The sequence below is a fragment of the Paenibacillus radicis (ex Xue et al. 2023) genome, from assembly GCF_024722015.1.
Lineage (GTDB): Bacteria > Bacillota > Bacilli > Paenibacillales > NBRC-103111 > Paenibacillus_S.
The window spans coordinates 114290-132220 of record NZ_JANQBD010000018.1; the positions used below are offsets into that span (position 1 = coordinate 114290).

The 17931-nt window shown below is 43.3% G+C and carries 14 protein-coding genes; 12 read left to right on the forward strand and 2 right to left on the reverse strand.

Annotated elements, in window-relative coordinates:
* Nucleotides 1-14 precede the first annotated feature (14 nt).
* A complete protein-coding gene (locus tag NV381_RS23525; RefSeq protein WP_258215730.1) occupies nt 15-872 on the reverse strand; it encodes a hypothetical protein in 858 nt (285 codons plus the stop codon).
* Between the two features lie 225 nt (nt 873-1097).
* Between NV381_RS23525 and NV381_RS23530 the strand changes: the two genes are divergently transcribed.
* A complete protein-coding gene (locus NV381_RS23530) occupies nt 1098-1757 on the forward strand; it encodes an HD domain-containing protein (protein WP_258215731.1) in 660 nt (219 codons plus the stop codon).
* A 158-nt stretch (nt 1758-1915) separates the two neighbouring features.
* On the opposite strand, the gene NV381_RS23535 is transcribed toward NV381_RS23530, so the two are convergent.
* Entirely contained in the window at nt 1916-2149 is a 234-nt protein-coding gene (locus NV381_RS23535; RefSeq protein ID WP_258215732.1) for a hypothetical protein, read from the reverse strand.
* A 154-nt stretch (nt 2150-2303) separates the two neighbouring features.
* Between NV381_RS23535 and NV381_RS23540 the strand changes: the two genes are divergently transcribed.
* From NV381_RS23540 to sigK, 11 genes are all read left to right on the forward strand, one after another.
* Complete coding sequence (locus NV381_RS23540; protein WP_258215733.1) at nt 2304-3041, forward strand: DUF429 domain-containing protein; 738 nt, start codon at nt 2304-2306, stop codon at nt 3039-3041.
* A 136-nt stretch (nt 3042-3177) separates the two neighbouring features.
* On the forward strand, nt 3178-4953 hold the full coding sequence (locus tag NV381_RS23545; RefSeq protein ID WP_258215734.1) for a sensor histidine kinase: 1776 nt from the start codon (nt 3178-3180) through the stop codon (nt 4951-4953).
* Nucleotides 4946-6496, forward strand: a complete 1551-nt coding sequence (locus NV381_RS23550; RefSeq protein WP_258215735.1) for a response regulator transcription factor — start codon at nt 4946-4948, stop codon at nt 6494-6496. The genes NV381_RS23545 and NV381_RS23550 overlap by 8 nt, the downstream gene beginning before the upstream one ends.
* Nucleotides 6497-6610: 114 nt before the next feature.
* The gene (locus tag NV381_RS23555) at nt 6611-7924 is read left to right on the forward strand and encodes an ABC transporter substrate-binding protein (protein WP_258215736.1); all 1314 of its coding nucleotides are present in this window, start codon (nt 6611-6613) and stop codon (nt 7922-7924) included.
* Between the two features lie 221 nt (nt 7925-8145).
* Complete coding sequence (locus NV381_RS23560; RefSeq protein WP_258215737.1) at nt 8146-9477, forward strand: ABC transporter substrate-binding protein; 1332 nt, start codon at nt 8146-8148, stop codon at nt 9475-9477.
* A gap of 203 nt (nt 9478-9680) precedes the next feature.
* The gene (locus NV381_RS23565; RefSeq protein WP_258215738.1) at nt 9681-10580 is read left to right on the forward strand and encodes a carbohydrate ABC transporter permease; all 900 of its coding nucleotides are present in this window, start codon (nt 9681-9683) and stop codon (nt 10578-10580) included.
* Nucleotide 10581: 1 nt separating this feature from the next.
* Nucleotides 10582-11427, forward strand: coding sequence for a carbohydrate ABC transporter permease (locus NV381_RS23570; protein WP_258215739.1), 846 nt, complete (start codon nt 10582-10584; stop codon nt 11425-11427).
* Between the two features lie 39 nt (nt 11428-11466).
* Nucleotides 11467-12492, forward strand: coding sequence for a glycoside hydrolase family 88 protein (locus NV381_RS23575; protein ID WP_258215740.1), 1026 nt, complete (start codon nt 11467-11469; stop codon nt 12490-12492).
* Between the two features lie 91 nt (nt 12493-12583).
* Nucleotides 12584-13696, forward strand: a complete 1113-nt coding sequence (locus NV381_RS23580; RefSeq protein ID WP_258215741.1) for a rhamnogalacturonan acetylesterase — start codon at nt 12584-12586, stop codon at nt 13694-13696.
* A gap of 358 nt (nt 13697-14054) precedes the next feature.
* On the forward strand, nt 14055-16049 hold the full coding sequence (locus NV381_RS23585) for a discoidin domain-containing protein (RefSeq protein WP_258215742.1): 1995 nt from the start codon (nt 14055-14057) through the stop codon (nt 16047-16049).
* A 460-nt stretch (nt 16050-16509) separates the two neighbouring features.
* Entirely contained in the window at nt 16510-17211 is a 702-nt protein-coding gene (gene sigK, locus NV381_RS23590) for an RNA polymerase sporulation sigma factor SigK (RefSeq protein ID WP_258215743.1), read from the forward strand.
* Nucleotides 17212-17931: the final 720 nt, after the last annotated feature.

Consider the following 17931-nt stretch of genomic DNA (forward strand, 5'->3'; position numbering starts at 1 on the left):
AGTGGACAAGGGGCTCATAATATTCGTTTTCTGTTTTTGGTCAATGTTTTTAATGTTCCCATACGATTTTTTTTAGCTAGTATCGCCAACGCTCCCGTTATTTTTACGCTGTTTGATCTCTTTGAAATTTTTTGTGCGATACTTTTTCCCACTTTCTTCATTTTCATGGGAGCTCCCGATGCTTTTACTGGTTTTTCCATCGTTGCCGGTTTTATCGCTTTTATGGGTTTAATTCTAGTGGATTTTCTCTGTTTGGAAGCTATAGCTGAAGTGTTCAAGACCGATAATGTTTTGGAGGTTTGGTCGTATTCCAGCGTGAGAAATTTCCCGGGGACAAGTCCGAATTTACGCAGCGTACTTGGGGCTAAACGCAGGTCGCTATCCAACTCATTGGATGGAACGAGAACCTTCATTTTTTGGCTGACCGAATTTAACCGAAGTGTTATGGAGGTGCCGGGTTTATGCGGAATGCCCAACAAGCTCAAGAGAGAAAACCCGATGATGATAGCTCCAGTACGGGTTTTGCGAGGATCAGGCAGGAGAAGCCCGTTGGCTCGACTTTTCGTCAAGCGCTGAATCTGGAGATTCCTTGACTCCGGATCATAATTTAGCAATACTCGGCTGCCGTCTTGAAGCCCGAAAGTTTTCGCAGTATTAGTATCCATTTCTATATAGTTAAAAGCACATTCAGCGCCTATTTCATGATTTACTACGATACTCTTCTCTATATCCCCTCTTTTAAGCGTTACCTTAGCTCCATCTCTAATAAGATGAAGGTCGTTTGGCAGTCCGCCTCCACAATTGGCTATCAGCATTAATGAATTTTCGCTCTGATCTTTCGAGACATATACGTCCACGACGCCTTGTGCCACGACTTTCACTTCCTATCCTTGTAATTTTCCCGTGAAGATATGCATGGCTTATGATATGTAGAGGGATGACGCATTGCTTGTATGACTGTACCCTAACCGGAATAAAATGAAGTAACTTCGCTTGAAGAAGCTCAGTTCCGATTGTGGTGAACGTGGGTTCAACGTATACTATTAAATACATCATTTAAATAGAAAGCTGCTGCAGCTGAAGAATGGAGTGTGAACATGGAAAAATCCAGACTGATAGATGAGGCAAAAGTATTTGTGAAAAAACAACTGGAAAGCGATTCCAGTGGTCATGATTGGTGGCATATCGAACGAGTTACCCGAACAGCGCTTATTCTTGCGAAGGAGGAGGGGGCAGATTTATTCATCTGTGAGCTGGCGGCCCTGCTGCATGATGTAGCGGATGAGAAACTTAATCCTTCGTTGGAGGCTGGATTGAACAAGGTGCGGGAATGGCTATTCAGCCATGGCGTAGATGAGGAAGCGGCAGAGCATGTGATGCAGATCATAAGCACTATGTCGTATAAGGGAGGAAATAATCCCCCTGTTACGACGAAGGAGGCCCGGGTAGTTCAGGATGCAGACCGGCTGGATGCGCTTGGAGCCATGGGAATTGCAAGAACATTTGCTTATGCTGGCTGGAAAGGCGATTTGATCTATGATCCTGAGCAGCCATCGAGAAGCTCGCTGACGAATGAGGAGTATCGGCATGGAAAATCGACGGCTGTGAATCATTTTTACGAGAAGCTGTTGAAGCTCAAGGATCTGATGAACACGGAAAGCGGCAGACGAATGGCTGAGAGCAGACATAGTTATATGGAGAGGTTTTTGGAGCAGTTTTATGAGGAATGGGATGGCCGGGATTTAATTGATCGATAAAACTAAAACTAAGGAACAGCCGTTCATTACACAAAAGTGGAATTAAATAAAGTAGACCGGTCCCTGCATTAGGGAGACCGGTCTTTGAGTTGATTGACCAGTGGTCAACCATTGAGAGCTCTTGTTACGTACAGCTGCGAAGCTGCTTGTCTCTGAATTTATACGATACGATTTCGTTGATACACCACGGCATTACGGGAACTTCCGATCAACACGAAGCCATTGCGGAGCAAGCAGTTTGCGGCAGGTCCTACGCGTCGGTTAATGGTTAGGAAGCCTTGACAAGGGCTTGAGCTGCCTATGACACAGAAACCTGTGATGAAGCGTGCACCCGAAACGTTACGAAATCTGATTGTAACCAAATCAGTTTGTATACGAGTTGTTTGAGCCATACTATCACATCCTTTCCTTGTAATCTGATATAGTAGATGCTAGATGCAGTCGCGGGGAAACGGACAAACACCACCAGGCTGTGAATTCCACATTGTATACTGGCAATGCACAAACTAGTGAAAGAAAAAAAGCGGATAAAAGGGGCTTTGAGAAATGACAAGTGGATCAACCTATGGGGGAATTGATGGATGCAGAGGAGGCTGGATTGCCATAACTTTGTCGGCTTTGTCCGGCCATGCCGAAACCTATTTGTTTAGTTCTCTCTTCGCATTATGGCAGGAACTTAGCGATGCAGAGCTGCTTCTGCTGGATATGCCAATGGGGTTGAAGTCGAAAGGAAGGGAAGAGCGGCGGTGTGATCTGCTGGCGCGACAATTGTTGAGACCGCTTAGAACGTCCAGTATTTTTCCCGCCCCGGTTCGCGGAGTATTGGACGCCGCGGACTATGCCGAAGCTAATGGGATCAATCGCCGAATGGGGGAGAGAGGGCTTTCGAAGCAAACATGGCATTTGGTACCCAAAATCCGCGAGGCAGATAGCTTGCTTCGATCCGAGGAAGGTGCATGCCGTAAATTCCGTGAGGCACATCCCGAGGTATGCTTTGCCACGTTATTCGGCGCCCCGATGACCTTTAATAAAAAAACAGAAGAAGGCTATCGCGAACGAATGGACTATTTGCTCACACTATTTCCGGCGGCAGACAAAGTCATAGAGCAGGCAATGACTCAGTTTCGCCGGAGCGCAGCGGCGCGGGACGACTTCGTTGATGCGCTTGTATTAGCAGTAAGCGGAGTTGTAAGCAAGGGAGATTTGAACTCCATTCCTGATCCGCAGGAGCAGGATGAATATGGCATACCAATGTCAATTTGGCATGCCAAACTAGAGCGGTAGAACTGGGACAGACAGCTATTGGATTGAAACGATCTGATCATGTAACATAGAGGAGAAAGACAAACATGCTCTTCCTTGGAGGTTATCCTAGCCGTTAATCCTCGATCTGAGCATATAGTGGAGGGAATACCGCATAATGAGACGAGCTTCTTTTTCATTAAAATCGATCTATAACAACATGAGAATTAAACATAGAGTATTTGCTTTAATCTCGCTGATTATGGCAGTATGCTTTTTAACTACTTATTTTTCCATTCAGTATGCCTACTCTATTTATGATGAGCAGTTATATTCCAAATCATCGCAGCTGCTGAATTTATCGTCCAGCGGGATTGAGAATGAGCTTAGGAAGATCGATAAGCTTACCTTCAATATTGTTACTGACGCGCAAGTTCAGAACCTGCTGCCGCAAATCAATCAAGCGACGCCTGAATTTGAAAAATACAGAATTCGCTCCTATATAACGGACAGGCTTGTGCAGTATGCTGGGTATGAGAAATATATAAATTCCATAGAGGTTACGGATACGCAGGACGGATTGTCTCAAGCAGGTCAAATTATTAATTCCAATTCTTCCAAAAGACAAATGATTCTCAAGGAATCGGCTCTCGGGCAGGGAGAAACACGGTGGATCATGCCGGATCAGGATGAAAACTACGTAATTGCAGCACGGGAAATTCGGTCTTATCAAAATTTGGAGCTGAATCGGCTCGGAACGATCATAGTGCGCATTAAATTCGATAAAATTGTGGAGGATGTCGTATCTGGTACGGAGCTCAAAAATGGGGAAATCCGTATTACATCGAACGGTCACACCATTTTCCCAATCCATACGAATACAGCTGACGAAACTGCTGTAACGAGTTTTAACCCATCACATCAAGGTTATATGATTAAAGAGTTTAACGGTAAGCAATACTTTTTTACAGAGATCAAATCGGGTTATTTGGGCTGGACCTACCTTAGCTTGATACCGTTTGACAAGATTTTTATGAAAATCATTTTGATGAAAAATATTTTGCTTGTCGGTTTTATAGCCAGCTTGCTTGTGGTCATGGCATTAGCTATTAATTTCTCAAGAAGCCTGACCAGGCCCATAGAAGAATTAATGGGGCAGATGCGCCAGGTTCAGAAGGGCGACTTTCGCTTGGCGGAGGCGGAGACGGCCGGTTGGATTAACGTGCAGATGGATGAGGTAGGACAGCTTCAGCGCACTTTCCGTGTCATGATACAGCAAATTAATGAGTTGATTACCGAAAATTATGCCAAGCAGCTAACGATCAAAGAAACCCAGTTTAAAGCGTTGCAAGCCCAAATTAATCCGCATTTTTTATACAATACACTTGAATCGATTAATTGGATGGCCAAAGCAAATGGACAGCCGCAAATTTCCCGGATGGTAGAATCGCTTGGTTTCTTACTAAGGAGCTCTATCAGCTTGAAAGAAACGCTTATTACAGTTGGGGAAGAGATGGAAATCGTGATGAACTATATTACGATCCAAAAATTCCGTTTTGAAGAACGTTTAATTTTTGAAATGGATATTTCCGATGAGGTGAAGGGCTTGCTGCTTCCTAAACTCACCTTGCAGCCGCTGCTCGAAAACTCCATACATTACGCACTGGAATCCATGATCGAGCCTTGCTTCATCCGCATTTGGGCTTATAGAGAGCCGGGGCGTGTTCTACTGATCGTTGAAGATAATGGGCCGGGTATGGAGGAAGAGCTGCTGAATCAGGTGAGAAGAGGAGAAGCTAGAACAAGGGGCAGCGGAATCGGCCTGAAAAATATTGAAGAGCGCATCATTATTGCTTTTGGAGAAGGCTACGGATTACAATTGGACAGCGAACCAGGCAAAAGTACGAAGGTTTCTGTCATTATACCGGATGAAACGAGGAGTCAACATGTATAAAGTGCTGCTGGTGGATGATGAACGAATAATATTGGAAGGTATTTCCAATGTGGTGAATTGGGCAAAAGCAGGGACAAAGCTTATAGGGACGGCCCGAAATGGGATTGAAGCTTATGATAAAGTACAACTGGACCCGCCTGACATTATCATTAGCGATATTAAAATGCCAGGGATGGATGGCCTGCAGCTGGCTGCCAAAATCGCGGAAAACTACCCTAATATTAAAATGGTTTTGCTGTCGGGCTTTGGGGAATTCGAGTATGCCCGTTCCGCCATCCGTTATGGAGTTAAACAATATTTATTGAAGCCATGCAACGAAAATAAAATTGTCGAGGTTTTGCAAGAGCTTGTCAAGGAGCTTGGGCAAGAGGAGCAGCGCGAGCAGTTTGTCGATAATATGAGATATGGGCTGGAGAAAATACTTCCCCATGTTAAGGAGCAGTTCTTAAAGGAGTTTGTTACGAATAAAACGTATGGCAAGCGAGACTGGGAATATTATCGCAATCTGTTTAAGATGGATCTTGAGAACCGGAAGGTTCGTTTAATATTGTTTCAGCTCGAAGGGTACTTTGAGTTTGAGCATATGTTTGCCGTGAAAAATATTGCGGAGGACTTATTGAAGAAAATGGTGTTAAGCTCCACAGTCGGGGAGCAAGTGCTCATAGTTGTAGAGGATACCGAGCCAGTGAGTGAATTGCTTGATTGTATCAGCTTAATTCGTGAAACTTTTTTCCGGTATTACAAGATTGATCTTACGATCGCCCTTAGTGAAGCGGATGATATTACACGGGCAAGAGTATTGTATAAGCAAACTTTGGAATGTTTGAATTATCGGTTTTATTTGGGAGAAGGCAGCTTAATTACAAAGCGTGATATCGTTGGAGTTGAGCAGCCCGAAATAGGCGAGCTTGTGTTTGACGAGGATAATCTGATGCTGCAAATCAAAACAGGCTATTGGGAGGAAGCGTCCCAGGAGATCGACCTCTTTTTTCAGAAGGTTGCAGGCTTGCGCTCTAACATTCCTACGGCCAAATCCTATGTTATTCAGCTCTACATGGCCATGATTCGTCTAGGAGATTCCGATTCGATTCATCACTATATGGACAAGCTGGTAGCATTGATGGATTTGGAGACATTACAGGCGATTCAATCATTTTTCAAAGAAGTAGCCCATCAAATTACGGTAAGCCATTACGAGCAAACCCGAAATAAACACTCGGCTATCGTAAACAAGGTAGTGGATATTATCAATGAGCATCTCGGCAATCCTGAACTGTCACTTAATGGGGTAGCGCAGCAAATTTTATATATGAATCCCGATTATTTAGGCAAGCTGTTTAAAAAGGAGACCGGTGAAAAGTTTTCCAACTACGTGATGAAAGCAAGAATTAACAAGGCGACGGAACTGATTGGACAAAAGTCCGATATTAAAATTTTTGAGCTGGCGGAGCAGTTGGGCTTTGGGGATAACCCCCAATATTTTAGTCAGGTGTTTAAGAAATATACAGGCTGTACGCCTTCTGAATTTATGAAATCGAATTAATATCCTCTGTTTTTTTAACAAGAATGACGGTTTTTTCAATTTATATTCTTTCCGGATAGGGGGATAATAAGGACAGAAGTTGCGAAAGATCACAACTAGGGGAGGATCAGAGACATGAAGAAAGGTTTAACATTAATGTTATCGGCTTCGTTGCTTTTAACTGCTGCAGGTTGCGGTGGAACCGGCGGCAATACAGCACAAAAACCTGCTGATACGGTTGCTGGAGGAAGTAAAGAGCCTGTTAAGCTGCGCATTGCATGGTGGGGCGGACAAGCAAGACATGACTACACCTTGAAGGTAATTGAGTTGTACCAGCAGAAAAATCCGAACGTCAAGATTGAAGCTGAATATGCAGCTTTTGATGACTATTGGAAGAAGCTGGCACCACAAGCTGCTGCTAATGATATGCCGGATATTATCCAAATGGACCTTTCTTACTTGAGTCAATACGGCGGAAGAAATCAATTGGAAGATTTGCGTCCTTATACTAAAAATAACACGATTGATGTAAGCGCAGTTTCGCCTAACACTCTGAGCACAGGGGAATTGAACGGCAATCTGTATCAGATTACTTTAGGCGTTAACGCTTTGAGTACAACGGTAGACCCTGAGCTTGTGAAAAAAGCCGGTGCGACTATGCCTTCCAAGGATTGGACTTGGGATGATATGGAAGCATTGGGTAAACAGTTGAAATCAAGCGGCAAGCTGCTGGCTGACTACTTGCGTTATGAAGTTTTCTTCAACTACTATCTGCGCACGGTGGATCAGAAGTTGTATGCAGCCGACGGGGCAAGTTTGGGCTATACCGACGATAAACCATTCATTGATTATTATAAGCGCTATCAAAGAATGTACGATGCCGGATATTTTCTGACCCTCGATAAGCTGGCGCAGAAGAAATCTACACCGGAGGATGATGAGATGGTGCTTGGCAACTCATTCGGCTCCTTCTCTTGGTCCAATCAATATGTAGCTTGGACGGCAGCAGCCAAACGTCCAACTGAGCTGATTCCGATTCCAGGTCCGAATGTTAAGAAGGGTCTGTTCTTGAAAGCGAGTATGGGCTTCTCTGTAACCAAAAATTCCAAGCAAAAAGAAGAAGCGGCGAAATTTATTAATTTCTTCGTTAATGATATCGAAGCTAACCAAATTATTAAAGGCGAGCGCGGTGTGCCTATTTCTTCCAAAGTTAAGGAAGCTTTGAAGCCGACTCTTAAGCCTGAAGAAGCTAAAGTATTTGATTATGTAGCATGGGCAGAATCTAACAGCAGCCCGTCCGATCCTCCGAATCCTGTTGGTTCCGTTGAAGTTGAGAAGCTGCTGAAGGATTTAAGTGAGCAGATTCTATACAAAAAAATTACAGTTGAAGATGCTGCGGTCAAGTTCCGTAAGGATGCCAACGCCATTCTTGCGAAAAATAAAAAGTAAGTCCTGAAGATCAGAATGCCCTCGCGGGTGCTCTGATCTTTTTTTTCTAATCGTCACCTTCAACTAGAAGATTTCCAATAAATGATTGAAAAATCAGTGTTTTGTGAATAGTCTGATTTTTGAACAAAAAAGACGGATTTTTAACTTCTTTTTTAATTGGGGAAGTGGATAATAAATAGAGTAACCAGTTCATTTTCAGACAATAAGGGGAGGCGTTAGAAATGAAGAAAGCGCTAACATTAATGGTATCGGCATCTTTGCTATTGACCGCTGCAGGCTGCGGTGGAGCGTCTACTCCAGCTCCAGCGGCAGGCGGAGATGCTACCGCTAAAAAACCAGAAACGGCGGGAGCAGCAGCTAAACCAGTAACATTACGTATCGCGTGGTGGGGCGGTCAAGCCCGCCATGATTATACTTTAAAAATTCTAGAGCTGTACCAGCAAAAAAATCCAAATGTTAAGTTCGAAGCCGAATACGCTGCATTTGATGACTACTGGAAGAAACTTGCACCCCAAGCTGCAGCTAATGATTTGCCTGATATCATTCAAATGGATGACGCTTACATCAGCCAATTTGGCGGTAGAGGCCAGCTGGAAGATTTGCGGCCTTATATGGAGAAAGGCTCTCTGGATAAGACCAATATAGCTCCAGGCTTTCTGAAGATTGGAGAATACGATGGCAAGCAGTACCAAATTACTTTAGGTGTAAACGCGATGGGTCCGACTATAGATACCGAAATGTTGAAGAGTGCCGGTGTCCCTATGCCCGCAAAAGACTGGACATGGGATGACATGGAAGCTATGGCAGCAAAGCTGAAGGCAAACGGTAAGCTGCTGGGGGATCGACTGGATGTCAAAACCTTCTTCCCTTACTATTTGCGGACAGTGGGTTCAAAAATGTACACGGACGACGGTGCAAGCCTCGGATATACCGATGACAAAGCATTTGTTGATTACTTTAAACGATACCAAAAATGGTACGACGCCGGTTATGTGCTAACGTTAGACAAAATGGCGCAGAAAAAGCTGACACCGGAAGATGACGAAATGGTACTTGGAAATGCAGCTGCGACCTTCTCATGGTCCAATCAATATATTGCTTGGACTGCAGCCGCCAAACGTCCGACGGATATAGTGCCTCCTCCAGGGCCCAACGGCAATAAGGGTCTTTTCTTGAAGTCCAGTCAGGGTCTATCTGTGACCAAAAACTCCAAAAATAAAGAAGAAGCGATTAAATTCGTCAACTTCTTCATCAACGATATTGAAGCTCATAAGATTATGAAGGGTGAGCGCGGTGTTCCGATCAACTCTAAGATGCAGGAAGGTCTTAAGCCTCTGCTGAAGCCGGAAGAAACTAAAGTCTTTGATTATGTCGCTTGGGCGGAAAAGAACAGCAGTCCGAACGATCCTCCATATCCTGTAGGTTCGGTTGAGGTTATGAAGTCGTTGCAGGATATAAGTGAACAAATTCTTTACAAGAAAATTTCTGTTGAAGACGGTGCAGCTAAGTTCAGGAAAGAAGCAAACGCCATTCTTGTTAAAAACAAAAAGTAAGCGTTAACAGGGTTGGAACAGCATTTATATGTTGCTTCCAACCCTTTTTTAATCCTATTACAAAGGAAAAGGTGAGAGTCGGTTTTTTGAACAAAATGAACGGTTTTTTGCCTTCCTATACTATCAGGAATCTTTATAATAAATAAAAGAAGATAAGGTAAGGAATATTAATCGTACACTACTTGCATGAGGAGTTGAAAGTCATGAAGCTACGGGAAAACGATAATGTGGTAGGTTACGTGTTCGCCGCACCATTTATACTAGGTTTTCTTATTTTCACATTGTATCCGATCTTGTCCTCTTTATTTTACTCATTTACGGAATACAACTTGATGGAGTCTCCGAGATGGGTCGGGTTGTCTAATTATGAAAAAATATTTTTGGATGATGAAAAGATATGGAAGTCCTTCGAGGTGACTTTCACCTATGTATTTGCAAGCGTTCCACTTCGTTTGGGTTTTGCTCTTATTGTAGCGATGCTTCTCAACAAAGCTATTAGCGGCATTGGTGTTTATCGCTCTGCATACTACCTACCCTCACTAATTGGAGGCAGTGTCGCGGTTTCCATAATGTGGACACAAATTTTTGGAGATAAAGGACTTTTAAATTCTTCATTGAGCTTGATTGGTATTCATACGGATACCTCATGGATAGGTAGTCCTGGTACGGCTTTATGGACTCTAATAGCGTTATCTGTATGGCAATTCGGTTCGTCCATGCTCATATTCCTGGCAGGCTTGAAAAACATACCAATCTCGTACTATGAAGCTGCAGGAGTAGATGGTGCCAATGCATGGCAGCGTTTTTTCAAAATCACATTGCCTTTGCTAAGCCCAATCATTTTGTTTAATCTCATCATGCAAACTATTTCGGCTTTTATGACTTTTACTCCGGCCTATATCATCTCCCGGGGCGAAGGCGGACCGCTGGATAATACATTATTATATTCTCTTTACTTATACCGCAGAGCTTTTGTATTTTTCGAAATGGGATACGCATCCGCGATGGCCTGGATCATGTTGATCATCGTTGGAGTTATAGCTCTGGTTATTTTCAAAACATCTACGTATTGGGTTCATTATGAGTCTAAGGAGGCGAAGTAGCATGACATTCGGTAACCGTCAAATCAAATCATTCCTTTACCACTTGATGGTAGGCGGCTTAGCTCTCGTGATGCTTTACCCGATTTTATGGCTAGCCGCCAGCTCTCTGAAGCCTAATAGCGAGATTTTTTCTACAGCCTACAGCTTGATTCCAAGCCGTTTGGAATTTAATAACTATGTTACGGGTTGGAAAGGCTTTGCTGGCAACACATTCGGAACCTTTTTCAAAAACTCGTTCATTATCGTTATTTTATCTACTATAGGCGCAGTTGCGTCTTCCGCTCTGGTAGCGTATGGATTAGCAAGAATTCCTTTCAAAGGAAAGGGCTTTTGGTTCGGTTGTGTAATGATGACGATGATGCTGCCGCATGACGTTACAATCATCCCGCAGTATGTTATGTTCGCCAAGCTTGGCTGGTTGTCATCGTTTAAGCCCATTATTATTCCCAGCTTTTTCGGATATCCGTTCTTTATCTTTCTGATTATGCAGTTTATCCGAACGATTCCACATGAAATGGATGAGGCAGCTAAAATAGACGGATGCAATAAGTACTCCATCTTTTTCAGAATCATCGTTCCGTTAATTGTACCTTCATTGGTTACATCTACGATTTTCTCGTTTTATTGGAAGTGGGATGATTTCATCAATCCGCTGCTTTACTTAAGCAAACCATCACTGTATCCGGTATCGCTTGCATTGAAATTATTTCTTGATGGTGATTCACTTAATAACTGGGGCGGGATGTTCGCGATGTCAACAGCTTCGCTGCTGCCGATTATCATCGTATTCTTTATATTCCAGAAGTTTATTGTGGAAGGCATCAGCACCAGCGGTTTGAAAGGTTAATGATAGATGAACAGGGAAACTTTAGGGGGAGAGTTAGACATGCCAGCACTACAATTTGATGAAAATGAAATCCGTGCAGTTATTGATAAAGTAGTACATCGAACTTTTCAAATGGACTTTAACTGGGATTGGCCGGGTGGCGTAGCTTTCTACGGAGTTACAGAAGCCTATGAAGCAACGGGAAAAAAGGAATATTTGGAGCTGCTAAAAGCTTGGGTCGATGAACAGCTGGAAGATGGGTTGCCTAAACTGACCGTTAATGGAGTATCCATCGGACATTCACTGCTAAGCTTATATAAAGCAACTGGAGAAGAGAAATATATCGATTATGCCGTTCAAATGGCAGATTTCCTGAAAAATGATGCAGAGCGGTTTGCAGATGGCATCTTCCAGCATACGGTCAACTCGGAGGACTACAATTTTCCGGAGCAGGCTTGGGTTGATACGATGTTTATGGCCGGGTATTTCCTAGTTCGAATCGGAACCATGCTGAACCGTGAGGATTATCTGGAGGATGGAATCAAGCAATACCATGGTCATGAGGAGTTCCTGCAAGACCCTGCGACTAACCTCTACTATCACGGTTGGGATAACTTGACACAAAGCCATATGTCGGGTATTTACTGGGCGCGAGGCAATTCCTGGGCTGCAATCACAATGGCGAGAGCGCTTAAGCACATTCATGTTACGCATCCATCGTTTATGATTATTGAAGGATCTTTGCGTGATCAGCTGAGCGCGTTGGTCAGACTTCAGGCTGATTCGGGCTTGTGGCATACGATTGTGAATGATCCTACCTCTTATACGGAAACCTCCGGGTCAGCAGGAATCGCGGCAGCACTCATTTCAAGCGGCAAAATGTATAATAAATATGTTAATAAGTCTATTGTAGGCATTTTGGACCGGATAACCGAAGAGGGGGCCGTTGGTGGCGTATCTGCTGGAACGGCTGTCATGCGAGATGCGGAGGGCTACAAGGGAGTGGCTCATAAGCGGGTTCAAGGCTGGGGCCAAGGCTTGGCGTTAACCTTCTTATCCTCGCTGTTATCCCGCAAGGAGTTTTAATTGTAAGAGATTTGACCGCCGGTAGTTTTATACGGCGGTTTTTGTGTATAGTAGAACGAGAAAGATATACTTTGGGGGAGGTTATATTTAGATGAACAAGGAATTCAAGTTTGATTTTGGCATTGGCACAGCAGCGTCAGGGTATATTAAAATTGGACAAGAATCGTTGTATGATGCTGAAAAGGGCTATGGATTTGAGGATATAAGCCGTGTATATGCAATTGATCGCGAGGCGTCTCAAGCAGGAGAGCTTCGACGAGATTTCTGCATTCCATTGGAAACGGCGTTTATTGTAGAGGTGCCAAACGGTAACTATAGCGTGACAGTTATGATGGGGGATACATTAACCGCCACTGAAACCACTATTAAATCTGGTGAAGGGCGCCTTCTTGTGCATAAGCTCCAAACGGCTGCGGGCCAGTTCATAAAGAGAAGCATGGGCGTTCATGTAGCCGATGAACGGCTGAAGCTTGTATTCTCAGGCATCGCGCCGCGAATTAATTCGCTTGAGATCAAAGCAAGTGCTCAGATCGTGACGGTCTTCTTGGCAGGTGATTCCACAGTGACGGATCAGGAAGCGGAAAGTTATCCTTACGCGGGCTGGGGGCAGATGCTGCCGCATCTTTTGAATGCCAGCGCGGCTGTTTCCAATCATGCTAAGTCTGGGCGAAGCTCTAAAAGCTTTATTGATGAAGGAAGGCTTGATGCAATTTTTCAAGTTATCCAGCCTAATGATTATTTATTTATCCAATTCGGACATAACGACCAGAAGCCGGATGAAGAACGGCGCACTGAGCCTGATACGACATATAAGCATTATTTGAAAAAATACATAGACGGCGCACGGGAACGTGGAGCTGTACCGGTACTAGTTACACCGGTCCATAGAAGATTTTTTGATGACAAAGGGCAGCTGGAAAATACACACGGAGATTATTTGCAAGCGGTCAAGGAATTGGGGCAGTCAGAGGATGTACCAGTAATAGATTTGGCTGAGAAAACCCGTCAGCTGTATGAATCTTATGGAGTTGAACGTTCCAAGACGTTGTTTATGTGGGCGGTGCCGGGGGAGTTCCCGAATCATCCTGCGGGAGTACGCGACAACACCCATTTTCAAGAGGCTGGGGCCATTCAAGTAGCTAAGCTAGTCGTCGAAGGTATCCGGGAGCAGCAGCTTAATCCGTTGATGTTGTTTTTACATTAGAGTTAAAAAGATACGAAAAACAGGCACTTCCAAGCGAAAATCTCGGAGGTGTCTGTTTTTTTGGGGGTCATGCGTGAAAATTACTTGAATCGACCTGGCTACATCAGCTGACAAAAGCTCGAAGCTTGGGTAATGCAGATATTTTAGTACCTTGATTTCATCAAAAACATGACCTAAGTCATGTGGATTAGTAAATAATGACAAGTTTTACCGAAATACGGAACTTCTAGTGAATTTCTTCATCTGGGATAGGTCATTAGATTCACTTATAATGAGGATAGTCTGATAGATAATGTTGCGTTCTGACCAAATTTCATAATCACATAATTTATTAATTAAGATCTATGGAGGGGAATCTGTGAAAAAAAAATTAAGGTTACTCGTATGTTGTTTATTTATTTGTTCTTTATTACCTATTAATTTCATTTTTGCTGCTATTCCTATTGACCGTAACGGAAATGGTATTCAAATTGATGATATCGTTTATTACCTATCTCAAACAGGTGGATCGTCACACTCAGAATTAACTAATTTATTAAATCTGATTGATCCAATAACGCCAACACTAAAGGTGCTGGCAGCACCAGCAAACCTTGCTGCGACTGTTGGAGATTCAAAGATCAATTTAACTTGGTCGTCGGTTACAGGAGCTACTTATTATAATGTTTATCAATCACTAGATGATTCAACATATCGTTTAATTAACGCCCCTGGCACAATAACTTCAGCCACTTATGAAGTGACTGGGCTAACAAATGGTATATTGTATTATTTCAAAACATCTGCTGCAAAAACAGGAGCAGAAAGTGCTTATTCTAATGTTGTAGGTGCAACACCGAGAACAATACTAACGGCAGGAGACGTAGCTGCAGGGATTACGAGCGTAACGGCACCCTTTGCAGATGCGACAAGCTTGTCACTGCCAACCGTCCCACCGGGATATACCATAGCCATTCATACTTCTAGCAACACAGAAGTAGTTGGAATAAACGGTGTGATTACGCCACCAGTAAGCCCTACCCTTGTTGATCTAGTGTTCAGGATAACGAGAACATCCGACAACACCACAGCTAATACGGGCACCATTGCTGTCGTGGTACCCGCGCATGTACTAACGGCAGGAGAGGTAGCGGCAGGGATTACGAGTGTAACGGCACCGGTTGCAGATGCGACAAGCTTGTCATTGCCGACCGTTCCGCCAGGATATACCATAGCCATTCATACTTCTAGCAACACTGAAGTAGTTGGAATAAACGGTGTGATTACGCCACCAGTAAGCCCTACCCTTGTCGATCTAGTGTTCACGATAACAAGAACATCCGACAGCACCACAGCTAATACGGGCACCATTGCTGTCGCGGTACCCGCGCATACAGTACTGCCCAATGGGGGTCCAGCGGGATACACCTTCTGTGGGAATGAAAATGATACGTGTAGTTTTACTGGGACTGCTAGTGTAGCTTATGGAGCAAATGATCATTTTAATTATAGAACTTTCACAACGAATACTCCTTGCACCAATGATGTGTTTGGCGATCCGATAGGAGGCGTTGTCAAGTCCTGTTACTATCAAATTATTACAACACCAACCGCAGGAGAGGTAGCCGCAGAGATTACGAGCGTAACGGTACCCGCTGCAGATGCGACAAGCTTGGAGTTGCCAACCGTCCCGCCGGGATATACCATAGCCATTTATACTTCTAGCGACACAGAAGTAGTTGGAACAAACGGTGCGATTAAGCCACCAACAGCCGCTACTAGCGTTAATCTAGTGTTCACGGTAACAAGAACATCCGACAACACCACAGCCAATACGGGCACCATTGCTGTCGCGATATTAGCGCATGTATCAACGGAAAGATCAGGTATAAATGTAGCATTAGCTTTAAATGGAGGTACTGCGAGCTCCTCAACTACAATAAGTAGCAGTTTTACTGAATCAAGTATAAACAATGGAGATAGGTGGGGATTAAACTGGGGTAATGGTGGTGGATGGAACGATGGAACTCCAGATGCTTACCCGGATTGGGTGCAGATTGATTTTAATGGAAGTCAGACTATTTATGGAATAGACGTGTTTACAATCCAGGATAATTTTGGGAATCCTAGCGAACCGACAACCACAATGACCTTTAGTCAGTTCGGAATAACTGACTATACCGTTCAGTATTGGGACGGTTTGACTTGGGTTATTGTAACAAATGGTAACGTAACTGAAAATAATAACGTATGGAAGCAATTCACCTTCTCGCCTGTCGTAACAAATAAAATTAGACTCACTATAACCAACGCAAAAAGCAACTTTAGTCGCGTTATTGAACTTGAAGCTTGGACACAAGGCAGTGCAGCATAAACTGTAATAGTAGCATGAATAATCCGATTGCGATTACACAATAATTTTGATTTATATGCTATTTATGTTAATATATCCCAATATCGACTCCGCACATGTGGAGTCGATATTTATTTTGGGAAAATAAGGGAATTTTGGGTGAAGATCAGGGCTAGGCTCTGGTCTTTTTTTTCATGTTCTCTATGCCCGCTTTTATTGTGCTGTACCCGATGGGTATCGAAAGACCTTTCAGTCCACCTTTTGTTCGGCGTTTTCGGGTATTTATCTGATCCTAACGGATCGATTGCCCTGCCCCCTTCCCTGTCGGGTCTGCAATGGAAGTTTATGTTTAAGTACATTGGATCCAATAGAAATAAAGTGATTGCTGATTTGTAAACAACATCAAATTTAATGAGTACAGGCACGTATAGGCCCTAGCCCACATAAAATGGTACTAATCTCATCAAGGGGGTGGCTCAACGTGCCTGGATTTTTCACAGCAATTGCCTTATTTATTAAAGAATTAATGCTGTTGGTTTCGTATGTCAAAAACAATGCTTTTCCCCAACCACTATCTGAAGTGGAAGAAGACAAACACCTTCGCTTAATGGCGAGTGGTAACCAACATTCGCGCAACTTGTTAATAGAGCATAATCTGAGACTAGTAGCTCATATCGTCAAAAAATTCGACAATACAGGTGAGGATCTGGAGGATCTCATTTCAATTGGAACGATTGGGTTGATCAAGGCGATCGAATCCTTTTCACCGGATAAAGGAACCAAGCTGGCAACGTTCGCTGCCCGCTGTATTGAGAATGAAATACTTATGCATTTAAGGTCATTAAAGAAAACGCGGAAAGATGTCTCCCTTCACGACCCTATCGGCACGGACAAGGAGGGAAATGAGATTACATTGATCGACATTCTTGGTACAGAGGCCGATGACGTTGTAGATAAGGTGCAGCTTAAGATCGAGAAGTCGAAAATTTACAGAAATCTGGATATTTTGGATGAGCGTGAGCGAGAGGTAGTTGTTGGGCGCTTCGGGCTTGAAGCAGGTGGGGAGGAAAGGACACAGAGGGAGATTGCAAAGGAACTGGGGATTTCACGCAGCTATGTATCTCGGATTGAGAAGCGGGCGTTGATGAAGCTTTATCATGAGTTTTATAAGGTAAAGCGATGATAAAATAAATGACTAATTAGCCTGCTTTTAGCGGCAGGCTTTTTAGAATACAACAGAAGGAAGGTAATTGAAGTGGACGAGCTTATTGGAGTTGCTGAGAACAAGATAATTTCAATGAGAGCTTCAATAGAGTATAACAAAAAATATGTTGACTTTCCGTTTACTAACAATTGAGATCACTACTATACAATTTTGCTCCTACATAATAGACTTGAAAACTGGGAGCTCTTCTTAAAAATTGTAATAACTTCTAGAAACTCTCACTACAAGCCTGTTAGTAAAAAAAGCGATCTTTTCGAAGAGGTAATAAAGTTAGAAAATGAAAGTATACCTAGGTTTGTTACCATGAGAACACAAGCCCAGCTTTTAGAATACATAAAGCAGTTAAAATGGAAGGTTGAAGAATTAGAAGGGATCTGGCTTTGTATTGAAAATATACAGTAAAATAGCTATTTCTAAAATTGGGTAGGCTGACTTTATTTATGGAGCGCGCTTAGCCACCTAATTTCCTCTGCGTTCGCTTGGTTGCTTACCGGAACGGGAGCGGGACAGCGGTGCGGTCAGTAGGAAGTTTTTTTAGGTGTTTTTTCGCTGTCCCAAAATCTCAACTTCTGAATTTTGATTAAATAGAACTAGATTATCGACATATACAAGGGTGAATTGAATCTTGTACGATATACTGCGAGGGGAAGGAGTCTTTCATATTGTTATAGCAGGTTG